Source organism: Mesorhizobium sp. M7A.F.Ca.CA.002.04.1.1, from assembly GCF_004022805.1.
Classification (GTDB): Bacteria; Pseudomonadota; Alphaproteobacteria; order Rhizobiales; family Rhizobiaceae; genus Mesorhizobium; species Mesorhizobium ciceri.
Map to the genome: position 1 here is coordinate 1 of NZ_RZPL01000711.1, position 2877 is coordinate 2877.

At 63.8% G+C, this 2877-nt stretch carries 1 protein-coding gene; it reads right to left on the reverse strand.

The window, feature by feature from the left end:
- Positions 1–338: 338 nt before the first annotated feature.
- Positions 339–2877 (reverse strand): aminopeptidase N (gene pepN, locus ENZ75_RS27205; RefSeq protein ID WP_128278449.1); only part of this gene is annotated, 2539 nt, incomplete at its 5' end.

Below are 2877 nucleotides of genomic sequence, written 5' to 3' on the forward strand. Positions count from 1 at the left end.
CGGCAAGACCGTCGCCGCGCGTCTCACGATGCGCAAAAACCGTCCCTCCGGGCGCGCCCCACGCGTCCGCCTTCGCCATAAATGGCACTCCCCGAATTTGCCTATGCTGCTTGGTGATCCGGCAAACGCCGCACTTCCGAATCGTCAGTAAAGAATCAAAGGTGATTCGCCTTGTCCAGTGGTCCGGCGAAAAAAGATTAAAAATCGACTAAAATAATGGGCTTTCGCTGGCGCAGCGCCTAACGGAAGCCGCTGCTGGCAGGTCCTGGTTGAAATTCACCAGCTTGGCGGCGTGCACGGATCTCCCTTCTGCCACAAGGGGAGAAGGAAGAGAGCGGCTAAGCCAGCGTGCGCTCGACAATATCCCGCAGATCCGCCGACAGGTTTTCGGCGCCGGCGATCGAGAGCAGCGCTTCCCTGGCCTTCGCCTGCCGCAAGGGTTCGAGCGAACGCCAGGATCTGAGCGCCGTCGCCAGCCTTGCCGCCACTTGCGGGTTGCGCTTTTCAACCTCGAGGACGGTTTGAGCAAAGAACCAGTAGCCTTCGCCGTCGGCCCGGTGGAAGCCGGTCTGATTGGCGCTGGAGAAGGTGCCGATCAGCGAGCGCACCCGGTTCGGATTGCCCATCGAGAAGGCCGGGTGGTTGGTCAAGGCCTTCACGGTGTCGACGGTTTGCGGCCCCGGTACGCTGGCCTGGATCTGGAACCATTTGTCCATGATCAGCGGGTCGGACCCGTAGGTCGTCTCGAAAGCCGCCAGCGCCTCGACCGCCTCGGGCGAACCGTGGTGACGATGCGCGAGCACGGCAAGTGCTGCCGCGCGGTCGGTCATGTTGGTCGCGGACTGGAAATGCCCGGCAGCGAGTTCCGCTCCGCCCGGCTGCAGCGACAGATAATCCAGCAGGGTGTTGCGCAAGGCGCGTCGCCCGGCGCTTGCCGCGTCGGGGCTGAACGCTTCTCTGTCGGCAAGGCTGAGGTAGAGGCCCGAAAAAACGTCCCGGTTCGCAGTGCCGATCGCCAGCGCCAGTGCCTCGCGAGCCGCATAGATGGCATCGGGGTCGATGTTCCTGCCGATGTCGCGGGCAATGTCGGCTTCGCCGGGCAGGGCCAGCGCCAATGCCCGATAGGCCGGCTCCAGCGTCTCGTCGCCGGCAATGCTGCCGGCGAGTTCGATCAGCCGCGGCGCAAAGGCCGGCTGCTTGCCGCCGAGGATCTCGCGGAACGCTGATATCAGCGCATCGGTCAACAATGTGTTGAAAGCCTGCCAGCGCGAGAAGGCGTCGCCGTCGTGGCGGGCGAGGAAGAACTGGTCGTCGGCTTTCTGCTCGACGGACAATGTCACCGGCGCCGAAAAGCCGCGGTTGAGCGACACGGCCGGGCGCTCGGTGACGCCTGAAAACCGCACCATGTGGCGACGCTTGCGGATATGGATGACGCCGTCCTCGACGCTGGCGCCCTCGACGCTACTATACGGCACAGGCTTGCCGCCGGCGCCGATCAGCCCGAAAGCGAGCGGGATGTGCATCAGCCGCTTGCGGCTTTCGGAGGGTGTCGGCGGCACCGACTGCTCGATTTCGAGCGTGAACTCCTGCGCGGCCGGATTGTGCGTCGAACTGATCGTCAGGTTCGGCGTTCCCGCCTGATGATACCAGAGCGCGAACTGCGACAGGTCGCGGCCGGACGCATCCTCGAACACCTTGATGAAATCCTCGATCGTCGCCGCGTCACCGTCGTGCCGCTCGAAATAGAGGTCCATGCCGGCGCGAAACACGTCGGCACCGAGAATTGTGCGGATCATGCGCACCACTTCGGAGCCCTTCTCGTAGACCGTCGCGGTGTAGAAATTGTTGATCTCGCGGTAGCGGCGCGGCCGCACCGGATGCGCCAGTGGGCCCTGGTCCTCTGGAAACTGGTGGGCGCGCAAGGTCCGCACCTCGGCAATACGCTTGACCGCGCGCGAGCGCTGGTCGGCGGAGAATTCGTGGTCGCGGAAAACCGTCAGGCCTTCCTTCAGGCAGAGCTGGAACCAGTCGCGGCAAGTGATTCTGTTGCCTGTCCAATTGTGGAAATACTCATGCGCTATGATCGCCTCGATATTGGCGAAATCGGCGTCCGTCGCGGTCTCCCGGTCGGCCAGCACATATTTGTCGTTGAAGATGTTGAGGCCCTTGTTCTCCATCGCGCCCATGTTGAAGTCCGACACGGCGACGATGTTGAAGACGTCGAGATCGTATTCGCGGCCGAACGCCTCCTCGTCCCATTTCATCGACCGCTTCAGGGCGTCCATCGCATAGCCGGCCAGCGTCTCCTTGCCGGGCTCGACATAGATGCCGAGCTCGACCGTGCGGCCGGACAGGGTGACGAAACTGTCCGCGAGCCGGCCGAGATTGCCGGCCACCAATGCGAACAGATAGGACGGCTTGGGGAAAGGGTCGTGCCACACTGCATAATGCCAGCCGTCGCCGAGGTCGCCCTTTTCGAGCGGGTTGCCGTTGGACAGGAGCAGCGGCGCCTCGTCGCGCATTGCCTCCATGCGCACCGTGTAGACGGACAGGATATCGGGACGGTCGAGGAAATAGGTGATGCGGCGAAAGCCCTCGGCTTCGCATTGCGTGCAGTAGACGTGGCTCGAGCGGTAGAGGCCCATCAGGGCTTCGTTGCCCGCCGGCGCCACCTCGGTCTCGATGAGCAACTGGAAGCGCCGCGCCACCGGTGGCTTGAGGATGGTCAACTGGTCGGGCGTCGCCAGCAGATCCGCCGGTTTTACCTTCTTGCCGTCGATCTCGATGTGCTTGAGCGTAAGCCCGTCGCCGTCGAGCACCAACGCAGCCGATGCGGCGACGCCGTCACGGCGCTCTATCGTGAGCACGGCGGCGCCC